This is a genomic window from Aeromonas sp. INTO2 (genome assembly GCF_049860605.1).
Lineage (GTDB): Bacteria > Pseudomonadota > Gammaproteobacteria > Enterobacterales > Aeromonadaceae > Aeromonas > Aeromonas caviae.
Genome location: NZ_CP187588.1, coordinates 4,535,322 through 4,555,767 on the forward strand (window position 1 = coordinate 4,535,322; position 20,446 = coordinate 4,555,767).

At 63.0% G+C, this 20,446-nt stretch carries 16 protein-coding genes; all 16 read left to right on the plus strand.

Going from position 1 to position 20,446, the window contains the following annotated elements; translation table 11 throughout:
• The first annotated feature begins 67 nt into the window (after window positions 1–67).
• The 16 genes from mshE (at window position 68) to ACPW74_RS21620 (ending at window position 20,321) form a co-directional block, all read left to right on the plus strand.
• Window positions 68–1,780: an MSHA fimbrial ATPase MshE gene (gene mshE, locus ACPW74_RS21545; RefSeq protein ID WP_069652318.1), complete on the plus strand. Its 1,713-nt coding sequence runs from the start codon at window positions 68–70 to the stop codon at window positions 1,778–1,780.
• Window positions 1,781–1,827: 47 nt separating this feature from the next.
• The gene (locus ACPW74_RS21550; RefSeq protein WP_325769769.1) at window positions 1,828–3,048 is read left to right on the plus strand and encodes a type II secretion system F family protein; all 1,221 of its coding nucleotides are present in this window, start codon (window positions 1,828–1,830) and stop codon (window positions 3,046–3,048) included.
• Between the two features lie 65 nt (window positions 3,049–3,113).
• Window positions 3,114–3,569 carry a hypothetical protein gene (locus ACPW74_RS21555; protein WP_275874488.1) on the plus strand — a complete coding sequence of 152 codons (456 nt, stop codon included), beginning with the start codon at window positions 3,114–3,116 and terminating at the stop codon, window positions 3,567–3,569.
• Window positions 3,570–3,645: 76 nt separating this feature from the next.
• A complete protein-coding gene (locus tag ACPW74_RS21560; protein WP_041214308.1) occupies window positions 3,646–4,305 on the plus strand; it encodes a type II secretion system protein in 660 nt (219 codons plus the stop codon).
• Window positions 4,306–4,324: 19 nt separating this feature from the next.
• On the plus strand, window positions 4,325–4,792 hold the full coding sequence (locus ACPW74_RS21565; RefSeq protein ID WP_279981000.1) for a prepilin-type N-terminal cleavage/methylation domain-containing protein: 468 nt from the start codon (window positions 4,325–4,327) through the stop codon (window positions 4,790–4,792).
• 65 nt (window positions 4,793–4,857) lie between these two features.
• On the plus strand, window positions 4,858–5,346 hold the full coding sequence (locus ACPW74_RS21570) for a pilus assembly FimT family protein (RefSeq protein ID WP_279981001.1): 489 nt from the start codon (window positions 4,858–4,860) through the stop codon (window positions 5,344–5,346).
• Window positions 5,333–5,950, plus strand: a complete 618-nt coding sequence (locus tag ACPW74_RS21575; RefSeq protein ID WP_279981002.1) for a prepilin-type N-terminal cleavage/methylation domain-containing protein — start codon at window positions 5,333–5,335, stop codon at window positions 5,948–5,950. Before ACPW74_RS21570 ends, ACPW74_RS21575 begins: the two co-directional genes overlap by 14 nt.
• Complete coding sequence (locus ACPW74_RS21580) at window positions 5,950–6,729, plus strand: PilW family protein (RefSeq protein WP_279981003.1); 780 nt, start codon at window positions 5,950–5,952, stop codon at window positions 6,727–6,729. The genes ACPW74_RS21575 and ACPW74_RS21580 overlap by 1 nt, the downstream gene beginning before the upstream one ends.
• Window positions 6,719–7,180 carry an MSHA biogenesis protein MshP gene (locus ACPW74_RS21585; protein ID WP_279981004.1) on the plus strand — a complete coding sequence of 154 codons (462 nt, stop codon included), beginning with the start codon at window positions 6,719–6,721 and terminating at the stop codon, window positions 7,178–7,180. Before ACPW74_RS21580 ends, ACPW74_RS21585 begins: the two co-directional genes overlap by 11 nt.
• Window positions 7,181–7,205: 25 nt before the next feature.
• Window positions 7,206–11,540 (plus strand): DUF6701 domain-containing protein, encoded by a 4,335-nt coding sequence (locus ACPW74_RS21590; RefSeq protein WP_279981005.1) that lies wholly within the window; start codon window positions 7,206–7,208, stop codon window positions 11,538–11,540.
• 216 nt (window positions 11,541–11,756) lie between these two features.
• A complete protein-coding gene (locus ACPW74_RS21595) occupies window positions 11,757–12,797 on the plus strand; it encodes a rod shape-determining protein (protein ID WP_005308111.1) in 1,041 nt (346 codons plus the stop codon).
• A gap of 41 nt (window positions 12,798–12,838) precedes the next feature.
• Window positions 12,839–13,747 (plus strand): rod shape-determining protein MreC, encoded by a 909-nt coding sequence (gene mreC, locus ACPW74_RS21600; RefSeq protein ID WP_029313545.1) that lies wholly within the window; start codon window positions 12,839–12,841, stop codon window positions 13,745–13,747.
• Window positions 13,747–14,232: a rod shape-determining protein MreD gene (mreD, locus tag ACPW74_RS21605; protein WP_010672635.1), complete on the plus strand. Its 486-nt coding sequence runs from the start codon at window positions 13,747–13,749 to the stop codon at window positions 14,230–14,232. Before mreC ends, mreD begins: the two co-directional genes overlap by 1 nt.
• Before the next feature lie 52 nt (window positions 14,233–14,284).
• Window positions 14,285–14,872: a Maf family protein gene (locus ACPW74_RS21610; protein WP_010672636.1), complete on the plus strand. Its 588-nt coding sequence runs from the start codon at window positions 14,285–14,287 to the stop codon at window positions 14,870–14,872.
• 79 nt (window positions 14,873–14,951) lie between these two features.
• Window positions 14,952–16,421, plus strand: a complete 1,470-nt coding sequence (gene rng / locus ACPW74_RS21615; RefSeq protein ID WP_010672637.1) for a ribonuclease G — start codon at window positions 14,952–14,954, stop codon at window positions 16,419–16,421.
• Window positions 16,422–20,321: a YhdP family protein gene (locus tag ACPW74_RS21620; RefSeq protein WP_279981008.1), complete on the plus strand. Its 3,900-nt coding sequence runs from the start codon at window positions 16,422–16,424 to the stop codon at window positions 20,319–20,321.
• The last annotated feature ends 125 nt before the right edge of the window (window positions 20,322–20,446 follow it).

Here is a 20,446-nt window from a genome sequence, read left to right on the forward strand (position 1 = left end):
GGCAGTTCGATGAGCCCATGCCATCGGACCAGGCAGCGGGCGTGAAGCAACAGAGATCGGAGCAACAATGGCACAACCCAGACTGAAAATGCGCCTAGGCGACTTGCTGGTACAGGAACAGATCATCTCGGATGATCAGCTGCAGCTCGCCCTGCAGCAGCAGCGCCAGACCGGCCGCAAGCTGGGGACCACCCTCATCGATCTCGGCTTCATCAGCGAGGTGCAACTGCTGACCTTCCTCGCCCGTCAGCTGGATGTGCCCTTCTTCGATCTCAACAACCTCACCATCGACGTCTCGGCCGTGGCGCTGTTGCCCGAGGTGCAGGCGCGCCGCTACCGGGCGCTGGCCGTCAACCTGAGCGACGACAAGGTCACCGTGGTGATGTCGGATCCGGCGGATCTGAGCGCCCTCGACGCCATCGCTGCCCTGCTCAGCCCGCGGGAGCTGGTGCTGGCCGTGGCCCGTGAAGGCCAGCTGCTGGAGTATTTCGATCGCCTCTATCGCCGCACCCGTGAGATAGAGAACTTCGCGGTGCAACTGCACGAAGAGCACCAGGAGACCGGCTTCGAGCTGGGGGCCGGCAGCCTCAATGCCGCAACCGACGAGGGGGAGGCGACGGTGGCCAAGCTGCTGCGCTCCTTGTTCGAGGACGCGGTACAGGTGGGTGCCTCCGACATCCATATCGAACCGGACGAGAAGGTGCTGCGCATTCGCCAGCGTATCGACGGCGTGCTGCACGAGAACATCCTCAACGAGGTGCGCATCGCCCAGGCGCTGGTGCTGCGCCTCAAGCTGGTGGCCGGGCTCGACATCTCGGAGAAGCGTCTGCCCCAGGATGGCCGCTTCAATATGAAGGTGCGCGGCCGCGATGTGGATGTGCGGATGTCCACCATGCCGGTGCAGTATGGCGAGTCCGTGGTGATGCGGCTGCTGGATCAATCCTCCGGCATCTTGTCGCTCGCCGAGACCGGGATGCCCCCCGCCATCCTGACCCGCTTCCGTCGTCAGCTCAAACGCCCTCACGGCATGATCCTGGTGACGGGGCCGACCGGTAGCGGTAAGACCACGACGCTCTACGGCGCCCTCTCCGAGCTCAACCAGGCCAGCCACAAGATCATCACGGTGGAAGACCCGGTGGAGTACCGTCTGCCCCGCATCAGCCAGGTGCAGGTCAATCCCAAGATAGGGCTCACCTTCTCCCAGGTGCTGCGCTCCACCCTGCGCCAGGATCCGGACATCCTGCTGGTGGGGGAGATGCGGGACAACGAGACGGTGGAGATCGGCCTTCGCGGCGCCATCACGGGCCACCTGGTGCTGACCACCTTGCACACCAACGACGCCGTGACCAGCGCCCTGCGTCTCATCGACATGGGGGCGCCCGGCTATCTGGTGGCGAGCGCCCTGCGGGCCGTGGTGGCCCAGCGCCTGGTGCGGCGGGTGTGTGAACACTGCGCCTGCGAGACGGCGCCGGACGAGGGGCAGGCCACCTGGCTCTCAGTGCTTTCCGGTGAAGCGCCGGGCCAGCATCGCTATCGCAAGGGGCGGGGTTGCCAGAGCTGCAACTTCACCGGCTACGCGGGCCGGATCGGGGTGTACGAGCTGCTGGAGCTGGATCAACCCATGATGGATGCCCTGCGCCGCAACGATGCCGAGGGGTTTGCCCGGGCGGCACGGGCGCACGAGCACTACCGCCCCCTGGCCCTGACGGCGCTCGACTATGCCCGCGAGGGGATCACCTCGGTGGACGAGGTGCTTCGGCTGGCCGAGGACCTGGGGTAACGCATGAGGCATCTGGATCGTACTGAATCACTCTGCCGGGGTCGCCCATGAACCGTTTTGCCTACAAGGGGCGTGACAGCCAGGGCCAGGCCGTCAGCGGTGTGGTGGAAGCGGTGAGCGAACTGGCCGCCGCCGAGCAGCTGATGCGCCGCGGGGTGATGCCCACCGAGCTGAAGGCCGGCAAGGCCAGGTCTGCCAGCATCGACTGGTCGCTGCTGCTGGAAGGGAGCGTCAAGCTGGAGGAGCTGGTGGTCTTCAGCCGCCAGATGTATGCCCTGACCCGGGCAGGCATCCCTATCCTGCGCGCCATCGCGGGGCTGGAGGAGAGCGCCCACAGCAAGCCCCTCAAGCGGGCGCTTCACGCTCTGGGGGAGGATCTGGCCAACGGCCGGCCGCTGTCGAGCGCGATGCAGTCGCACCCGAAGGTGTTCAGCAGCCTCTTCGTGGCCATCATCCACGTGGGGGAGAACACGGGTCAGCTGGAGGAGGCCTTCCTGCAGCTCGCCAACTATTTCGATCTGGAGCTGGAGACCCGCAAGCGGATCAAGACCGCCATGCGCTACCCCACCTTCGTGCTGATTGCCATCGCCGTCGCCATGGTGATCCTCAACATCATGGTGATCCCCGTCTTTGCCGGGATGTTTGCCAAGTTCGGGGTGGAGCTGCCGCTGGCGACCCGGATCCTGCTGGCCACCTCCCACTTCTTCGTTCACTACTGGTGGCTGCTGCTCGCCATCCTGGTGGGCGCCGTCGTCGGCTGGCGACGCTGGGTCGCCACCACCAAAGGCAGGCTGGCCTGGCACAGATGGCAGCTGCGGCTGCCCATCGTCGGCTCCATCATAGAGCGCTCCCTGCTTGCCCGTTTTGCCCGCAGCTTCTCCATGATGCTCAAGGCCGGCGTGCCGCTCAACACGGCGCTGACCCTGGTGGCCGATGCGGTGGACAACGCCTGGATGGCGGGGCAGATCCGCGACATGCGGGGCGGCATCGAGCGGGGGGAGAGCCTGCTGCGCACCGCCGGGGCCAGCGGCCTCTTCACCCCTCTGGTAATGCAGATGATCGCGGTGGGGGAGGAGACCGGCCAGGTGGACGAGCTGCTGCACGAAGCGGCCGAGTATTACGAGCGTGAGGTGGATTATGACCTCAAGAGCCTCACCGCCCGCATCGAACCCATCCTCATCGGCATAGTGGCGGTCATGGTACTGGTGCTGGCGCTGGGTATCTTCACTCCCATGTGGAACATGATGAGAGCGGTGCGCGGCCAGTAGGCAGTATCTTCACGGTCATCCGGATGCCGCCCATGCCGGGTACAGAGAACAGGGTATGAAAGAGCATGAGCAGAGAGTCCGAGCAGGATGAGCACTGGCTGGGGGGATATCGGCGGGTCGTCGTCTTTATCCTGCTGGCGGTCATCGTCACGACCCTGGTCATGAGCTATCGCAATCACAGGGAAGAGGCGCTGGCCATCAGCGCCAGCCTGCTCGGTGAGCAGTTCGCACAGCGGGCCCAGCGCCTGCACGGACGCTGGCTCGACGAGCGGCGTCCGTCGGTGCTCCATGCCGAGGGCACAGCCTGGCAGTTCGATGAGCGGGGCTGGCCTCTGGCGGTGCTGCCGCGCCAGTCGCCATCGGCCGATTGCCGTCAGCTCTGGCTCGCCCTGCTGGGGCACGATGAGGGGCTTTCGTCCTGGCAGGCCCTTGCCAGCGAAGGAGGCGGCTGTGATTTCGGCCAGGAAGGGCACTGGCTGCACTACAGCTTCACCGATGGCCGGGTGGTGGCCCGCCCCTGATTGGGTGCTTCAAGTATTTCATTTACATGATTTTTTTCTATCCGCATGAAATAATGCGGACCAATACGGAGGCAGCATGGCAGCAAAGAGAGTGAGACCCGTTAGGGCGCTTGGCCGGATGGCCGGTTTTTCCCTGATTGAGCTGGTGATCGTCATCGTGATCCTGGGGATCCTGGCCGTCACCGCCTTGCCCCGTTTTCTCGATGTGACCGACGAGGCGAAGAAGGCGAGCGTGGAAGGGGTGTCCGGCGGTTTCGCCACCGGAGTGTCCCTGGTGCGTGCCCAGTGGGAGGCTGAAGGGCGTGCCAGGCAGGATGGGCTCAACACCGTGCTCTATGACGGCTCGCGTTTCTATCTGACCACGCCGACCGACAGCCAGGTCAGCAATGGCGAGCTCTCTCCCGGGTATCCCATGGACACGGCAGCAAGTGGCACGCCCGATGTGGATCCGGCCAGTCTGACGGCGGCCCGCTGCCTCAATATTTGGGAGGGGTTGTTGCAGAATCCTCCCAAGGCTACTGCCCGCTTTGACGAGGTGCGTGGTAGCGGCAATGACCTGAAGTTCTATGCCACGGTGAGCAACAATGGACTGGATTCGGTCTGCCGTTACTATCTGGTCAACAGCCTGAGCAAGGGAAGTGATGGACGTTATCAGGACCCGCAAGGGAGCACGGATGCGTTCATGAGTTTCAGTTATCGCCCGGCCTCCGGCCAGGTGACTACCAATATCAATTGATAAACAGAGGAAAGACGTAATGAAGAAGCAAGCGGGTTTTACCCTGATCGAACTGGTGATCGTGATCATCATCCTGGGCATTCTGGCGGTCACCGCCGCGCCCAAGTTCCTGAATCTGCAGGATGATGCGCGTACTTCCACCCTGAAAGGGGTTGAAGGTTCTCTGAACTCTGCTGGTGCCATGGTTTACAGCAAGGCGGTCCTTAAAGGTAAAGATAAAGAAAGTTCTGCATACGATTTGGATTTGGGTAATGGCAAAAAGGTTTCGACTCTGTTTGGTTACCCGGTTGCGGCTTCCGCAGCCTTGACCGCCGTGGTTGAACTGAATGCAAATGATTGGGTGTTTGCTGCTCCAAGTGGCGCTAACCCCGCATCCATTCAGATCTTCCCAAATGGTGTATCTACCGGCTCGCCAACTTGCTATGTAACCTATACCGAAGCTACTTCTACAGCAGTTCCCTTGGTAGTTACTAAAGCTTGTAATTAATACTGTTATTAAAGAAGCAGAGAGATTTTCTCTCTGCTTCTTTTTTACACATGGGTAAATATGGCATGCGAAAAGAACTAATTAGAAAACATGGCTTTACCCTGATAGAACTGGTGATCGTGATCCTGTTACTCGGGATTCTGGCCGCCTTTGCCGTGCCCAAGTGGCTGGGCAAAGGCGGCTTTGAAACCCATACCCTGCGCGATGAGCTGGTGACCCGGCTGCGGCTGGTGCAGACCATGAACATGCATGAAGGGGAGGCGCGCTGCACCCAGCTGGTGCTGGAGGCGGGGCGTTTTGGCCATCTGACCGGGGCGAGCTGTGCGCCTGCCCCCATTTCAGGATGGCGTGGGGATGAGCAGAGTCGCGGGCGCCTGGTGCTGGCGTCCGGCAACCTGCAATTCTCTCCTCAGGGGGCATTCCATTTCGACAAGCGCAGCGGCAGGCCCCTGTGGCCTGGCTGCATCAACGGCTGTGAACTGGTGGTCAGCAGCGGCCAGGAGAGTGCCCGGCTGCGCATCGAGCCGGAAGGCTATATCCATGCGATCCCCTAAGATCTGCCGCGGCTTCACCCTGGTCGAGTTCGTGGTCGGCATCGTGCTGCTGGCCGTCGCCCTGACCGGCATCCTGGGGCTGCTTATCAATCAGGCTCCCCAGGCGGTGGATCCGGTGCAGCAGGTACGCGCCGCCCAGCTCGCCCAGCGCATCCTCGGCGAGATGCTGGAGAAGTCTTTCGACGAGCATTCCGATCACAACGGCGGCCGTTTTCGCTGCGGCGAGACGGCAGGAAGCCCGGCGGTGGCCTACCCGGCCTGCACCGACAGCGCCAGCTATGGCCCGGACAGCGGCGAGACCCGTCCCTACCAGTTCAACGATGTGGATGACTACCAGACCAGCGTCATCTGTGCCAAGGGGCTGGCCAGCTGCGACGGCGGCTGGGTGCCGGCCAATTTCTTCGGTGCCAGGAGTGGTGCTGGTCTGGATGCGAGCGAGTATCGCCAGTTCGGGGTCCGGATCCGGGTGAGCGGGGCAGACTTGACCAAGAATGCCTTGCCCACTTGCAGCGGCCCCTGCTTCACCGGCAAGCGTGTCGAGCTGTGGGTACGCTTGCCGGATCGCAGCGAACTGGCCTTTACCCTCTATCGGGGGAACTACTGATGCGGGCGGCACGGGGTTTCACTCTGGTGGAGCTGGTCATGGTGATCCTGCTGCTCGGGGTCATGGCGACCTTCACCAGCCAGTTTATCGGCATCGGTACCCAGATTTACGGGGATGCCAGCTGCCGCGAGCAACTGATGAGCGATGCCCGCTTCGCCATGGAGCGGCTCAACCGCGAGCTGCGCGATGCGGTGCCCGGCTCTGTGCGGGTCGAGGACGAAGGGGGCGGTGCCCAGGAGCAGGGGGCCTGTCTGCGGTTCTGGCCCATCGCTACCGCTGGCCGCTACCTGGAGACGGCGAGCAGCACCGTGCTTCGCATCGTCGAGCCTGTCACCATGCCGGCAAAGGAAGATACGGCCATCATCTATCCGCTGCCTGACACGACCTCTGGCAGTACCATCACGCTGGACAAGGGGTGTGTGCAGGGGCGTTGCACTGCCAGAGTGACCGAGGTAGGAACTCCCGTCTCCGGGGCCGTGCCGCTGACCCTGGCGGCCGCTGTTACCAAGGATTCCCCGGGCCAGCGCATCTATTTTGCCAACCAGCAGGTACGCTATTGCGTGGTGGGCACGACCCTGACCCGGGCCAGCGCCGCCATCGGCACTGGCGCCCTCTGGAGCCCCCCGGCCCTGATGGCCGAGCATATCCGACCGACCAGCTACTTCTATCGGGATCCTGCCTCTTTCAATCAGAGCGAAGTGGGGCTCGGGATTGTGTTTGAGCAGCGCGGCGAGCGCGTCAGCTTCAACCACAAGCTGGAGGTGCTCAATGTCCCTTAAACTCGTCTCTGTCAGGCATCAGCGAGGCAGTGCCATCATGATCGCGCTCTTTGTCATCGTCATCATGGCCCTGCTGGCGGCGGCCATGGGGCGTTTCCTGGTGGACAGCGCTGAGAAGCACACGGTGGAGGTACGCGGCGTGCGTGCCCTGATGGCAGCCCAGAGCGGGCTGGAAATTGCCCTCTATCGACTCTATCCCAATGGCCAGTGGCAAGGGCAGCAATGCGCCGCCAGCACCAGTCTCAGCTTCACCGATGCGGGACTGACGGGGTGTCAGGCCACCATCACCTGCAACAAGGTGGCGGTGAGTGCGGCCGGCGGGACCCAGACCGGATACCGATTCAGCAGTGAAGGGCGCTGTGGTGATCCCGGGGTCAACAGTGGCCCCAACCCGGACTTTGCCGTCAGCCGTACCCTGGTGGCGGAAGCTTTTGATGGAGTGGCGCCATGATGACGTCTGTGAGGAGTGCGTACCCATGATGTCCCGCTTGAGTTCAGGCCTGTGGCTGGCGCTGATCTGGAGCTCTGCCTCCGTGCAGGCCGCCAGCCAGTGTACTGCTGCTTTCACCTATCCGGTTCAGAGCCATGCTTCTCCCGGTGTGCTGAGCATGAGTGGCGAGAGTCGGATCACCAGCGCAACCGTGGATACCAATTACCCCTTTCTTGGCAAAACCATCCAGCCGAACGCCAGTTGTAACAACGGCGGGGGCTACATATCGAATTGCAATGTCAGTGGGTCCTTAGCCAGCCCGATCAAGAGCCAGGCATTTATCAGTGATCCCAATGATTTTCCGGCCAATCCCGGCGGCTTTCCCTCCTACGGCGGACAAGACGATCTGCCTTGTAATGGCGCTATCTCGCCTGCGGCAGGAGACTATAAGAGTGCATCATGGGGGGGCAACAGTTGCGTGGCGACCCTGAAATCGGGCCAAACCTATCGCTTCGATACCTTGTCGATCAGCCAAGGGGCGAGGCTCAACCTCAACGGTGCGACCGTCTATGCCCAGAAGCTGACCATCAAGAATGATTACAACAGTGGCGTCACCGGGTCGGGAGACCTTCATGTGAACGATCTGACCGTGACGAGTCAGGGCAAGCTCAACGACGCCAGGGTCACCGTCTACAGCACCCTTGAGGTCTCGGGCAATGGCAATACCGGGACCGCCGTCTTCCAGCCGCACTACCTGGACAAGGTCACCATGGAGGTCTCAGCCAGTGGCCAGAGCGTGCTCATGGGGGCAGGGGACTGGTTCATCAAAAGCCTGGGGATGAAGAGCAACAGTGCCATGACCTTCCAGGGGCAGAGCTCCCTGGCCGTCTATGAACTCAAGATGGAAAGCGAGAGCCGGATCTCCGCTGCGGGGAGTCGCAGCGATCTGACGCTCCAGCTTCACCAGACCCTGGAGGTGAGCGGCAACGGCACTCTCAACGGGTATCTGCAGGCCAGCTACCTCAAGACGTTCAAACACCAGAGCACCTCCAACATCAATTTCTACTTCCGTGGCGGCAACCACTGGATAGACAAGATGGAGCTCGGCCAGAACGACAGGCTGATCTTTGACAGCGGCAGTGCCGCGAGGTTGTACATCAAGAGCGATCTGGCCCTGAGCGACCAGATGGAGGTTAATGCCGGGGGCAAGGCCAACGACCTGATGATGTATCACTTCGGCAAGGTCACCATGAGCGGCAATACCAAACTCAACGCCATTCTCTATGTGAACGCCGGGGATCTGGCCATGAGTGGTCAGGCCGTGCTGACCGGTGCCGTGTCGGCGGTGAACGTCTCCATGACCAACAACAGCAAGGTGATCCACGAGCCCTTCACCGGCGACTGGCCGGGCATGTGTGAAGACCCACTGACCTGTTTCAGCGATGACTTCTCCGCCAGTACCCTTGGCAGCGACTGGGTGGTGGCTCAACGCAATGGCAGTACCTTGCCCTCTTTGCAAAACGGTCGCCTGCGGCTGACCCAAAATACGACCAACCAGGCCACCTCTGCGACCTTCCAGCGCCTCTTCCCGGGGGCCAGCAATCTGGTGACTATCGAGTTTGATCAGTATGCCTACAAGACCTCCGGCTCGAGCGGGGCGGACGGGATGGCGGTGGTGCTCTCCGATGCGACGATCACGCCCCAGCCCGGCGCCTTCGGTGGCCCGCTGGGTTATGGCTTCAAGACCGGGATCAGCGGTTTTGCCGGCGGCTGGATGGGGGTCGGTATCGACGAATACGGCAACTATGCCAACGAGGGGGGCTCCTATAATCCCGGGTCTCGTCCTCAGGCCGTTTCCATTCGTGGCTCCGGTGCCAGTTCGGGGACCTCGGGCTATCGCTATCTGGCGGGAACGGCGAGCAACCTGAGCCCGGCAGTGGACAGCGGAACCAATGGCAACCGCCCCCATCGTTACCGCATCACCATTGACTCGCGCACTGCCGGCAGTTCACTTGCGTCGGTTGAGCGGAACACGGGCTTGGGTTACACCATGCTGGTGGGGCCCATCAATATGGTGAACCAGACGGGGCAGGCGGCGGTGCCCGCCAACTTCCTGCTGTCGCTCACCGGCTCCACCGGTTCTGTGACGAACTACCATGAGCTCGACAACGTCCGGATCTGCGCTCTCAAATCCAATCCGGTGGGGACCCAGATCGATCACTTCGAGTTCGATCACTCCGGTCAGGCCCTGACCTGCAACCCCGAGACTCTGACCATTCGGGCCTGCGCCAACGCCAGTTGCAGCCAACTGTTCACGGACCCGGTGAGCGCCATCCTGACCCCCCTCAAGAATGGCAGCAACGGCTGGATAGCCGGCAGCCAGGTGAGCTACAACGGCAACACCGCCACCGTCAATTTCAGCGGCGGCACGACCACCTTGCAGCTACGCAACAATCTGGCGACGGCCATCACAGTGGGGGTGAGCGGCTCGACGCCGTCCACCAAACCCCTGAGCACCACCCTGTGCCGCGCCGGCAGTGGTGCCCTGAGCGCCGCCGCCTGTACCTTGAGCTTCGCCGACAGCGGCTTCGTGTTCAATGTGCTGGATACCGATGCCAACAAGCCACAGGATGTGGTGATAAGCGCCGTAAAGAAAGACGATGTGACCAAGCTGTGCGTTCCCGGTTTTGCCAGCGTGAGCAAGCCGGTCAGCGTCTGGGGGTCTTATGTCACCCCCAATGCCAATGCATTTGGCAGTCAGGTCACGATAGATGGCAATTCTGTCTCGACTTATGCCGCCAATGTGGCTTCGCCGGCGGGCACTGTCATCAACTTGAATTTCGATAGCCAGGGTAAGGCAACGCTGAAGAAAGTGAACTATCCGGATGCTGGGCAGATGCGACTCAATGCCCGCCACGATGGCAGCGGGGATACCGCAGGGCTGGTGATGACGGGGTCGGATCTGTTCGTCAGCCGCCCGGCCGGGCTCTGCATCACGCCTACCGAGGGGACCTGCGCGGCAGGGGATGCCAGTTGTCCGGTGTTCAAGAAGACCGGTGAGGCGTTCCAGATGAATATCAAAGGGGTGGCTTGGCAAGCGGATGATGACAAGGACCTGTGCAGCGGCAACCTGGCGACCCCCAACTTCGCGCTGGCCAATATTGCGCTCGGCAGCGAGCTGGTGGCGCCCAAACCAGGGGAAGGGGCGGTGGTCGGCACGGCCAGTTATGACCACTCCAATGCGAAAGGCAGCAACAACCTCAACACAGTCACCCAGTCGGTGAACGAGGTCGGGGTCTTCCGGATGACTGCAACGCCACCGGAAGCAGGTTATTTCAACTACACCATCCCCCCTGCTACCAGCGTGCCCGTGGGGCGTTTCGTGCCCTGGGACTTCAATCTGTTGAGCAGTGATGTTGTGCCAGCCTGTGAGGATATGACGGCACCAGAGCGAGACTTTACCTATATGAGCCAGCCATTTGGCATCAAGCTGGAGGTGGTGGCCCGTAATATGGCGGGGGGCCAGACCCAGAACTATACGGGTCTTTTTGCCAAGGGGGGAGCCTATATCACGACAGCCAACAACAAGGATGGCAACTCACTGTCGAGCCGCTTGCGTAGCCTACAGCCCCTGCCATGGCTCAACGGGCGAGCGGCATTTACTGGTATCAGCGAGTTCGTGCGCCTGTCCGACACCCAGCCGGACGGACCCTACAAGTCGCTGTTATTTGGTCTCTATATGAGGGACAACGATGGTGACAACTCCCTGATTGCCAGCCCGAACTTCAATGATGCGGTGATGGGGGATTGCAGCGGTAGCGGATGCAATGCCCGGCTGCTCGACAGTGTGCCGATGCAAGTCTATTTCGGTCGCCTGCTTGCTAGTACCCGGCAGGGGGTTGCCAGCGCCCCGCTTGCGTTGCCACTGCAGGTGCAATATTTCGAAGGAGGCGGTTGGAAAATCAATCAAGCGGATGTGTGTACACAGCTATCTCTGGCCAATGAGGGTTTTGATCCGACAACCAGCCTAGATCCGACGCGCAAGATCAGTTTCAACAACGGCTCCTATGAGGTCACGGGCCAGGTGCCAGGAGCCACGCAGCCGCAATCTTTCCGCAGTACGCTGACGCTAAGTGGTCTGGCTGCACCAGCCAGTGTAGCGACGGCAAACAAAGGTGAGATCCTGTTTCATTTCTCTGCACCAAATGCAGCGGTGCGCATTCCGTTCAAGATCGATCTGAGCAAGCAACCGGAGTCAGAGCAGCAACCTGGACGGCGTCCGCTCTGGTTGTCTGACCCAGACAGTCTGGAGGGCATGGCCATTTTTGGCCGGGATCGGGGTAATGACAGAATTATTTATCGCCGCGAAGTGATGCCCTGACACCCGGGCCGACACGGGGAGATAGACGCATTGCTGTACAGTGGCGTCTTATCTCCTTGTTTCGTAGTGTTTGTCGGCCTGAGCGGGTGAGTGATGACTCGCATTTTTGTCGCGCCTGATTGATTGGCGACAGTTTGAGCGCTTGCCCATTGGGGTGGGCATTGGTAAAGTTAGCCGGTTTTCTGCACCTCCAAATTCTTAGGATTTCCCGTAGCCATGTTCAAAAAGCTCAGAGGCGTCTTTTCCAACGATCTGTCGATCGACTTGGGAACTGCCAACACCCTGATCTATGTAAAAGATCAAGGGATCGTCCTTAACGAACCCTCAGTTGTCGCCATTCGCCAAGAGCGCGGGAACGCCAAATCGGTCGCTGCTGTCGGTCATGCCGCCAAGCAGATGCTGGGTCGTACCCCGGGTAACATCTCCGCCATTCGCCCGATGAAAGACGGCGTGATCGCCGATTTCTACGTGACCGAGAAGATGCTGCAGCACTTCATCAAACAGGTTCACGACAACAACTATTTCCGCCCCAGCCCGCGCGTGCTGGTGTGCGTGCCCTGCGGCTCCACCCAGGTGGAACGTCGCGCCATCAAGGAATCCGCTCTGGGCGCCGGCGCCCGCGAGGTTTACCTGATCGATGAACCCATGGCTGCCGCCATCGGTGCCGGCCTGCCGGTCTCCGAAGCGACCGGTTCCATGGTGGTGGACATCGGTGGCGGTACCACCGAAGTGGCCATCATCTCCCTGAACGGCGTGGTCTACTCCCAGTCCGTCCGTATCGGTGGCGACAAGTTCGACGAAGCCATCATCAGCTACGTCCGTCGCAACTACGGCAGCCTGATCGGGGAAGCCACCGCCGAGCGCATCAAGCACGAGATCGGCTCCGCCTATCCGGGCGAAGAGGTGCGCGAGATCGAAGTGCGCGGTCGCAACCTGGCCGAGGGTGTGCCCCGCAGCTTCACCCTGAACTCCAACGAGATCCTGGAAGCGCTGCAAGAGCCACTCTCCGGCATCGTCTCCGCCGTCATGGTGGCCCTGGAGCAATCCCCGCCCGAGCTGGCGTCCGACATCTCCGAGCGCGGCATGGTGCTGACCGGTGGTGGCGCCCTGCTCAAAGACATCGACCGTCTGCTGATGGAAGAGACCGGCATCCCGGTCGTCGTGGCTGAAGATCCCCTCACCTGTGTCGCCCGTGGCGGTGGCAAGGCGCTGGAGCTGATCGATATGCACGGTGGCGATCTGTTCCACTACGAATAAGACCCAAAGCCGGCCGAGCGCCGGCTCTTTTTTGACGACTCATGAAACCCATCTTCGGTAGAGGCCCTTCGCTTCAGTTACGGTTGTTTCTCGCCGTCATCATCTCTGTCGCTGCCATCGTCGCGGATTCCCGCTTCGGTGTGTTCAGCCATGTCCGCGTTTATCTGAGCTCCCTGGTGAGCCCGCTGCAATACATTGCCAACGCCCCCGGCACCCTGCTCGACACCATGTCGACCCAGGTGCAGACCCGCGCCGATCTCATCGAGCAGACCAAGCAGCAGGAGCAGCAACTGTTCACCCTGCGCTCGCGCCTGCTCAAGATGGATCAGCTGGAGCACGAGAACCAGCGTCTGCGCGAGCTGCTGGGGTCGCCGGTACACAAGGAGTCCCGCAAGATGGTGGCCGAGCTGCTGTCGGTGGATTCCGACCCCTTCAGCCATCAGGTGCTGATCAACAAGGGGGCGCTGGATGGCGTCTACAACGGCCAGCCGGTGATCAACGATCAGGGGGTGGTCGGTCAGGTGCTCCACGTGGGCTCCACCACCAGTCGCGTCCTGCTCATCACCGACTCCAGCCACGGCATCCCGGTGCGGGTGCTGCGCAACGACTTGCGCGCCATCGCCTCCGGCAGCGGCGAGCTGGACAAGCTGGAGCTGCGCAACCTGCCCCGCAACACCGACGTCCAGGTCGGCGATCTGCTGGTCACCTCGGGCCTGGGCGGCCGCTTCCCGGAAGGTTATCCGGTGGCGACCGTGACCCGCTCCGACTACGTGGAGGGCAAGCCCTTCGCCCAGATCGAGGCCAAGCCCCTGGTGGCGCTGGACCGTCTGCGCTACCTGCTGCTGCTGTGGACCGACAAGAAACCGGAAGTACACGACAAGGATGCCCTTGAGCCTGCGGCGAGCGCCTCGGCGGCCACGGCAACCTCGGCGGCGGGGGCGACGCGCTGATGCTGCAACCCGCCAGCGGCAGGATCTGGATCTGGTGTTCGATCCTGCTGGCCCTGTGCCTCTCCATCCTGCCGCTTCCCTTTCAATTCGAACCCTTCCGTCCGGACTGGCTCGCCATGGTGCTCATCTACTGGGCGCTGGCGCTGCCGCACCGGACCAACGTCGGCACCGCCTGGGTGGCGGGCCTGCTGCTGGACGTGCTGCTCGGCAGCACCCTCGGCGTGCGGGCCATGGCCATGGCCATCACCACCTACCTGGCGGCCTTCCAGTTCCAGAAGATCCGCAACTTCTCCCTCTGGCAGCAGGCGCTGATCATCGGTCTGCTCTCCCTGGTGGGGAAGATCACCGTGTTCTGGGCGGAGCATCTGTTCAGCCGGGCCAGCCTCAACTTCGCCTACTTTTGGTCGACGTTGACGACGATGTTAATATGGCCCTGGATTTTTATGGTCTTGCGCAAGGTGCGGCGTCGCTTCAATATCAAGTGAATGTGAATAAAAACAACGCATTGTAACTGCGCATCGTCTCATTGAGTGAAGTATGAACAAGCACAACGAACTGCAACTCTATCTCGCCTCGGGCTCCCCCCGCCGGCACGAGCTTCTGACCCGCCTGGGCTACCGTTTCGAGGTCCTCAAGCTGGATGTGCCGGAGCTGCGCAACGACGGTGAGAAGCCCCAGGATTACGTTTGCCGGCTGGCCCGCGACAAGGCGATGGCCGGTGTGGCCGCGGCGCCCACGGCGCTGCCTGTGCTGGGGGCCGACACCATAGTGGTGCTGGGGGAGCGGGTGCTGGAGAAACCCTCCGACCTGCTGGACGCCAAGGACATGCTGGAAGCCCTCTCCGGGCGGGTACACCAGGTGATGACGGCGGTGGCCCTGGCCACCCCGGAGCGGTGCGATGTGCGGCTGGTCACCACCAACGTGGCGTTTCGCAAGCTGGACGAGGCCGAGATCGAAGCCTACTGGCGCACCGGCGAGCCGTGCGACAAGGCGGGCGCCTACGCTATCCAGGGCATTGCCGGCAAATTCGTCAGTCGCCTCGAGGGGAGCTACAGTGCCGTGGTCGGCCTGCCCCTGCTGGAGACGGACCTGTTGATCAAGCAGCACCTCGAGCAGACCCGGTAATCCTCTCGTCAGCAGTGCGCTGCTGAGTTACCCGTTGTTCGTCGTGCCAGAATTCAAAACTAGAAAGGCAAGGTAACTTATGTCGGTAGAACTGCTGGTAAACGTCACCCCCTCCGAAACCCGGGTCGCCCTGGTCGAGAACGGTCTGCTGCAGGAAGTGCATGTGGAGCGTCAGGCCAAGCGCGGCATCGTGGGCAACATCTACAAGGGAAAGATCAGCCGCGTGCTGCCCGGCATGCAGGCCGCCTTCGTCGACATCGGCATGGACAAGGCCGCCTTCCTGCACGCCTCCGACATCGTCCCCCATACCGAGTGCGTGGCGATCAAGGAGAAGGAGCAGTTCCAGGCCGGCAACATCGCCGAACTGGTGCGCCAGGGGCAGGACATCATGGTACAGGTGGTCAAAGACCCGCTCGGTACCAAGGGGGCTCGCCTCACCACCGACATCACCCTGCCATCCCGTTATCTGGTCTTCATGCCGGGCAGTGCCCACGTGGGGGTCTCCCAGCGCATCGAATCCGAGGCGGAGCGCGAGCGCCTCAAGCGCACCGTGGCCGGCTATGTGGACGAACTGGGCGGCTACATCATCCGCACCGCCGCCGAAGGGGTGGGGGAGCAGGAGTTGGAGCAGGACGCCGCCTTCTTGAAGCGCCTGTGGCGCAAGATCCTCGAGCGCAAGCAGAAGTATCCCCCCTGCAAGATCCTCTACGAGGATCCCAGCCTGGCGTTCAGGGTGGTGCGTGACTTCGTCGGTGCCGAGCTCGACAAGATCCGGGTCGACTCGCGCCAGAGCTTCGATCAGCTCAAGCGCTTCACCGAGGAGTACGTGCCCGAGCTTGCCAACAAGCTGGAGTACTACACCGGCGAGTCGCCGATCTTCGATCTCTACGATGTGGAGAACGAGATCCAGCGGGCCCTGGAGCGCAAGGTGGAGCTCAAATCCGGCGGCTATCTCATCATCGACCAGACCGAAGCCATGACCACGGTGGACATCAACACCGGGGCCTTCGTCGGCCATCGCAATCTGGAAGAGACCATCTTCAACACCAACGTCGAGGCCACCGCCGCCATCGCCCGTCACCTGCGCCTGCGCAACCTCGGCGGCATCATCATCATCGACTTCATCGACATGCAGTCCGAGGATCACCGTCGCCGGGTGCTGCACAGCCTGGAGCTGGCGCTGGCCAAGGACAGGGCCAAGACCAACGTCAACGGTTTCTCCCAGCTCGGGCTGGTGGAGATGACCCGCAAGCGCACCCGGGAGAGCCTTGAGCACGTGCTCTGCGCCGAGTGCCCCGAGTGCAAGGGGCGCGGCCGGGTCAAGACGGTGGAGTCGGTCTGCTTCGAGATCCTGCGGGAGATCATCCGGGTCAACCGCGCCTACGACGCGGATCAGTTCACTGTCTATGCGGCCCCCTCGGTGGCCGATTACCTGCGGGGGGAGGAGTCCCACAGTCTGGCGGAGCTGGAAGTCTTCATCGGCAAGCAGGTCAGGGTGGTCTCCGAGCCGCTCTGTGGGCAGGAACAGTTCGATGTGGTGATGATGTAATTGGTCTATCGCTGGCTGAGTCGGGGCTGGTTGGCCCTCGGAGTCTTCTTCGTGCTGCTGGCCGTTCTGGTCAGCGTGGTACGACTGGGCGGCCCCTTGCTCAACCAGCACCGGGCGGCCGTGATAGGGACCCTGCTCGGGGAGAGCCAGCTCGAGGTGAGCGTGGATCACGTCGGGCTGGAGTGGACTCCCCGCGGCCCGGCCATCGGGCTGGAAGGACTGGCCATCGCCCCCGATTCGGGGCGTTTCTCCCTGCGCCTTGGCAAGGTGTGGGCCCACCTCGACTTCTGGCGCTCCCTCAACGAGCTCAGACCGGTGTTTGGCCAGTTGATCCTGAGCGACGGCAACATCGCGCTGGACATGACCCAGCCCGCCACCCCCGTCAGCGGGAAGAGCGCGAACCAGCAGGAGGCCCTGCTGCACTTCCTGCTGACCCAGCTCTCCACCTTCGACATTCACGACACACGCCTGAGCCTCACCACGGCACTGGGGGAGGTGCGCGCCCTCGACATCGCCCAGTTGCGCTGGCAGAACCGCGGCAAGCGGCATCAGGGGGTCGGCAAGGCCTATCTCATCAACGGGGTGGGAGAGAGCACCCTGGACCTCATCATCGATGTGGATGCCCCCGAGGTGCGGCTCGACCGCCTCAAGGGCCAGCTCTATCTGGGGGCCCGGGAGCTGGACATCAGCCCCATGCTGGCCCGGATCCACGCCGGCGCGCCACCGGTGAGCGGCCAGCTCGACTTCCAGCTCTGGAGCGAGTTCGAGAAGGGCAGGCTCGGCAACTCCCTGCTGGCCTTTGGCAACAACCACCTGATCTGGAAAGACGAGATCAAGGGGGAGCCGCACCGCCTCGACCTGCAGGGGGGCAAGATCCAGCTGCGCCGGGACGGCGAGGCGTGGCAGCTCGCCAGCCACGACGTCACCTTCAAGCTCGATGGCGCCACCTGGCTGCACAGCCGCCTGCAGCTCGAGCGCATCGGCTCACGCATCCAGGGCTATGTGCCCGCCATCGATCTCGACCAGATTGCCAACCTGAGCCAGCTGGTCTCCGGCCTCTATCCCGAGCTGACCGAGACCCTCAAGCGCACCCGGCCAAGGGGCCAGTTGCAGGAGCTGGTCCTGCAAGCCGACGGGGACTGGCAGGGGCTCTCTGTGCAGGGGCAACTGCGCGGCTTCGAGACCCGGGCCTGGCACGATGTGCCCGGTCTGCAAAAGCTGGACGGTGACTTCTGGCTGACCCCGAACGGGGGGCGTGCCCGCCTGACCCTGGGCAAGGGCAAGGTGGATCCGGCTCGCCACTTCAAGGAACCCATCCCGGTGGACAGCCTGAGTGCGGCCCTCGACTGGTGGCGGGCGCCGCAAGGCTGGGTGCTCTATGGCCAGGACATTGCCCTGGACAACCCGGATTTGCGCCTCGCCAGCCGGTTTCGCCTCGAGCTGTTCGAGCACCCCTTCCTCGCCCTGACCGGGCGCATCGACGTCAAGAACGCGGCCCATGCGGATCGCTACTACCCCCTGGCGGTGATGGATGAGGGGCTGGTGAGCTACCTGAGCGGCGCCATCAAGGGGGGCAAGGCCAAGGGTGCCGACCTGCTCTGGTACGGCGAATTCCGTGACTTCCCCTACGACAACGGCAAGGGCGTCTTCCAGGTGGCGGTGCCGCTGCAACAGGCCACCTACGAGTTTTTCCCGGGCTGGCAGCCGCTGACCGACCTGCAGATCGATCTGCTGTTCCAGAACGCCAGCCTCGACATGAACAGCCGCGCCACCCAGCTCGGCAAGGCCAGCTCCGACTCGGTGCACGCCTGGATCCCGGACCTCTATCCGGGGGCTCACCTCTACGTGGATGCCAGGGTTGAGGGCGAGGGCAAGGCCATCAGCGACTATTTGCAGGACTCGCCGCTGGGGGGATCCGTCGGTCAGGCGCTGCGGGAGGTGGAGATCCGCGGCCCCATGAAGGGCACGGTGAAGCTCGACATACCGCTGGATGGCGAGGGGGAGGTCAAGGCCAGCGGGGAAGCCAGCTTCAAGGACAACAAGGTGAGGATCGCCTCCCTGGATCTGCCCCTCGACGGGGTCGCAGGGACGCTCGAGTATGACAACGAGCAGACTCGCATTCACAACCTCAAGGCCAGCCTGTGGAACCAGCCGCTGACCCTGGATTATCAGGGGCGGCAACTGCCCCACGGCTATCAGGCCGACCTCAAGTTCCAGGGGCAGTGGGACAGCCGCCGCCAGCGCCGGGACATACCGGCCCTCGAGATGCTCCAGGGGCGCAGCAACTGGTCCGGTACCCTGGGGCTGACCCTGCCCGAGAACAAGGCGTTCAGCTTCCAGCTGGCGCTGGACTCCAACCTGCAGGGCATGGGGCTGGATCTGCCCGTGCCCCTGACCAAGGCGGCGGGTACCCGGCTGCCCCTCAAGGTGACGGCCCGTGGGCGGGATGGCAGCGCCGACATCCGCGCCGTGCTGGGGGCGGACATCGACATGCAGAGCCGCCTGGTGTACGGCGACGGCGTGCCCTATCTCAGCCGGGTGCGGGTCAATATCGGCCAGCCCGGGGCGCGGGTGATGCAGGACAAGCCCATGCTGCTCGCCATCAACCAGCAGCAGGCGGACGTAGCCGGCTGGCTGGCCCGTCTCAAGCAGTGGCTGCCGGCCGGTTCGGCGCCGAGTGACAATGCGGTGGTGGGCCCCTCTTTCTTGCCCCAGGAGTGGTGGGTGGATGGCCAGCTGGCCCGTGCCGACATCGGCAGTGCCAGCCTCAAGGCGGTACATTTCACCCTGGGGCCGGTGAACCAGGCCACCGAGGTGATGATCGACAGCCCCGACGTGATGGGGGTGGTGCGGGTGCCGGTGGCCGATGGGCGCCCCATCGATGCCAAGTTTGCCCGCATCTACTGGTCCGGCAAGGGGACCGATCTCAGCCCGGATCCCGATGAGCGCCAGGACAGGGCCATCATGGACGCCATTCCCTGGCTCACCTTCAGCTGCGTGGATTGCCGCTTCGGCGAGCTGCCCCTGGGTGAGGTGAAGGGGGAGCTGCTGCCCGGGGCCAACCGGCTGGATCTCAAGGGACTGGAGATGCGCCTGGCGGGCAGCACCCTGCGCGGCAGCGCCGAGTGGCTGGCCCGTGGCAGCCAGATGCAGACCCGTGCCAGGGTGAACCTCGAGACCCGCAACAGCGAGCTGCTGCTCAAGCGGCTCGGCTACACCTCGCCCATCGGGGATGCCCCGGGCAAGCTGGCGCTGGATCTGAACTGGCGTGACGTGCCCTACCGCCTGAGCCTGCCGACTCTGGCGGGCAGCGCAGACTACCAGCTGGAGGGCGGCACCCTGCGGGAGGTCAACGACAAGGGGGCCCGGCTGCTCTCCCTGCTGAGCCTCGACTCCCTGATGCGCAAGCTGCGCCTCGATTTTCGCGATGTGTTCGACAAGGGCTTCTATTTCGAGTCCATGTCCGCCTCCGCCAAGGTCAATCAGGGGGTGGTGGAGAACAACGATTTCTACATGAAGGGGGCCGCGGGCAACCTGCGGGGCAAGGGCATCGCGGATCTGGTGCGCTGGCGGCTCGACTTTGATCTGAGCTTCTCCCCGAACCTGGGGGGCACCCTGCCGGTGGTGGCGGCCTTCTCCCTGACCCCCATCACCGGGCTCTATGTGCTGGCCCTCTCCAAGCTGCTGGAGCCCGTGGTGGACGTGGTGACCCGCATCGATTTTCGGGTCTCCGGCCCGCTGGACGCCCCCAGGCTGGTGGAGGCGGGGCGGGATCGCGCCCGCATCAAGCTCAACCAGCACCAGAAGGATGCGGTGGATGCGGTGGCGCCCGGCCTGCCCGCCAAGGAGGTCACCCCCTTCCTGCTCGATCCCAAGCATCAGGGCTCGGGTCAGCGCTGAGGGCATGTACCGGGCAGGGGGACTTTCCCCCGGCCGCCAAACCCCTCATAGTGCAGATATTGCCCCGCGAGCCGAGAAGGCCTTCTGTCACCGGTCACCGGCTCGCCCAACAGAAGGAGCGCGTC

What these genes read in the sequence shown, in the direction of transcription:
- ACPW74_RS21585 (WP_279981004.1), top strand. Translation starts at nt 6,719, where the DNA reads ATGTCCCTTAAACTCGTCTCTGTCAGGCATCAGCGAGGCAGTGCCATC.
- ACPW74_RS21560 (WP_041214308.1), top strand. Translation starts at nt 3,646, where the DNA reads ATGGCAGCAAAGAGAGTGAGACCCGTTAGGGCGCTTGGCCGGATGGCC.
- mreD (WP_010672635.1), top strand. Translation starts at nt 13,747, where the DNA reads ATGCTGCAACCCGCCAGCGGCAGGATCTGGATCTGGTGTTCGATCCTG.
- ACPW74_RS21580 (WP_279981003.1), top strand. Translation starts at nt 5,950, where the DNA reads ATGCGGGCGGCACGGGGTTTCACTCTGGTGGAGCTGGTCATGGTGATC.
- mreC (WP_029313545.1), top strand. Translation starts at nt 12,839, where the DNA reads ATGAAACCCATCTTCGGTAGAGGCCCTTCGCTTCAGTTACGGTTGTTT.
- ACPW74_RS21555 (WP_275874488.1), top strand. Translation starts at nt 3,114, where the DNA reads ATGAGCAGAGAGTCCGAGCAGGATGAGCACTGGCTGGGGGGATATCGG.
- ACPW74_RS21590 (WP_279981005.1), top strand. Translation starts at nt 7,206, where the DNA reads ATGATGTCCCGCTTGAGTTCAGGCCTGTGGCTGGCGCTGATCTGGAGC.
- ACPW74_RS21570 (WP_279981001.1), top strand. Translation starts at nt 4,858, where the DNA reads ATGCGAAAAGAACTAATTAGAAAACATGGCTTTACCCTGATAGAACTG.
- ACPW74_RS21595 (WP_005308111.1), top strand. Translation starts at nt 11,757, where the DNA reads ATGTTCAAAAAGCTCAGAGGCGTCTTTTCCAACGATCTGTCGATCGAC.
- ACPW74_RS21575 (WP_279981002.1), top strand. Translation starts at nt 5,333, where the DNA reads ATGCGATCCCCTAAGATCTGCCGCGGCTTCACCCTGGTCGAGTTCGTG.
- mshE (WP_069652318.1), top strand. Translation starts at nt 68, where the DNA reads ATGGCACAACCCAGACTGAAAATGCGCCTAGGCGACTTGCTGGTACAG.
- ACPW74_RS21565 (WP_279981000.1), top strand. Translation starts at nt 4,325, where the DNA reads ATGAAGAAGCAAGCGGGTTTTACCCTGATCGAACTGGTGATCGTGATC.
- rng (WP_010672637.1), top strand. Translation starts at nt 14,952, where the DNA reads ATGTCGGTAGAACTGCTGGTAAACGTCACCCCCTCCGAAACCCGGGTC.
- ACPW74_RS21550 (WP_325769769.1), top strand. Translation starts at nt 1,828, where the DNA reads ATGAACCGTTTTGCCTACAAGGGGCGTGACAGCCAGGGCCAGGCCGTC.
- ACPW74_RS21610 (WP_010672636.1), top strand. Translation starts at nt 14,285, where the DNA reads ATGAACAAGCACAACGAACTGCAACTCTATCTCGCCTCGGGCTCCCCC.